The following is a 1385-nucleotide window of genomic DNA, read 5'->3' as shown; positions in this document are numbered from 1 at the left end:
GCGAATGGTCACGACGGTGCCGTCCGACAGCGTCTTGGTCAACTCCCCGCCCGGCAGCGGGACGAAGGTGTCGGCGTTCGCCGCACCCGTGGAGAGCAGACCTACCGCGATGGCCGCGGACGCGCACAGCCCGGCCGCGCGCGCCAGTTTTTTACGATCGAACATGATGGTAATCCCCTAAAGAATCGAGTTCGCTTCAGCGAAAAGAGATTTGATGGATCCGACCCGCGTTCAGCCGATGCTGAACGGCATCCCGTAGAGGGTGGTCTTCGAGTAGTGATCGCCGATGATCTCGACGACCGTGTACGAACGAGCCTGCGCGTAACCCGCGCAGCCCTGGATCTGGATCTCGGCATCCTGATACTCCACCGAGTACACACCCGGCTTCAGAATGTCCTTGTAATCGATCTGAACGAACTTGACCTCACCGGGACCGAGGTTGATGCCGATCGAACCACCGGCGCTCGCGCCGCTGAGGTTCACACTGCCCGACACACCCGCCGAAATCGCGTCGTCGGCGATGCTGACCTGGCAGCCGACGATGTAACCGGTGCTCAACTGCGACGCACCGTGCGTGGACGAATTATTCGTTCCCGGATTCCCGGTCGGCCCGTTGTTCGGGCCGATTTCGCCTTCCGGCGTCACGGTGACATCGGCGATGGCATTCCCCGAAACCCACACGACACGGCCGGCACCGTTCGCGGCGAGGGATGGGGAGATCAGGGCGCGCTCGCCCGTACGGGCGAGGTTCACGCCAGGGCCCGCCTTGTGGCCGTCCGGCAACGGCACGAAGGTATCGGCGTCGGCGGCGCCGGTCGAGAACAGACCGGTGGCCACGGTCGCCACGGCGGCGGCGCCCGCGACGCGGACGCCTCGAGACAGACCGTTGATGCGGTACTTGCTCATGTTTTTCCTCATCAGGTTGCATCCGCCCGCCCCAGGGTGTCGAGGCGGACGTGTCCCTCCAAAGCCGACGGCGCGCTCGGTGGAATGTGCTGTCCACCAGACGATCCGCCGACCATCGCGTCATCGAGCGATCTCGGACGAAACAATGCTATTCGGTATCAACCAGACTTTTCCGGAAATTCGGGCAATTCGTCACGCAACGTAAACGATCCGGCTAGGATCGCGCCGACTTGCGGCGCAATGGAATTCATGACGAAATGGACCCGCCGCGATACGAGGGGTCCATTTCATCAATGGCTACGGGGTTTTCACCCGTAGTTCACTCAGCCGAGGCTGAAAGGCTGTCCCCACAACGTCACCCAGGTGATGACATTGTCGGTCTCGACCTCGACGCTGACGAAAGCGCGCGCCTGGGCGTAGCCTCCGCAACCATTCAGACCGATGGTCTCATCGGCCCACGTCACCGAACCGGACGTGCC

2 protein-coding genes and 1 pseudogene are annotated in these 1385 nt (G+C 62.8%); all 3 read right to left on the bottom strand.

All coding sequences use genetic code 11. The features are described 5' to 3' along the window. Positions 1-165, bottom strand: a pseudogene (locus ACZ6DL_RS38100) (MspA family porin); the annotation flags it as partial. A gap of 66 nt (positions 166-231) precedes the next feature. Beyond that, complete coding sequence (locus ACZ6DL_RS38095) at positions 232-906, bottom strand: MspA family porin (protein ID WP_466058600.1); 675 nt, start codon at positions 904-906, stop codon at positions 232-234. Between the two features lie 323 nt (positions 907-1229). Then, positions 1230-1385, bottom strand: a 156-nt coding sequence (locus ACZ6DL_RS38090) for an MspA family porin (RefSeq protein WP_466058602.1), incomplete at its 5' end; no start/stop codon positions are given.

Source organism: Nocardia sp. NPDC041819 (genome assembly GCF_055590505.1).
The sequence above is the reverse complement of the archived record's forward strand: the minus strand, read 5'-3'. Positions and strand labels throughout refer to the sequence as shown.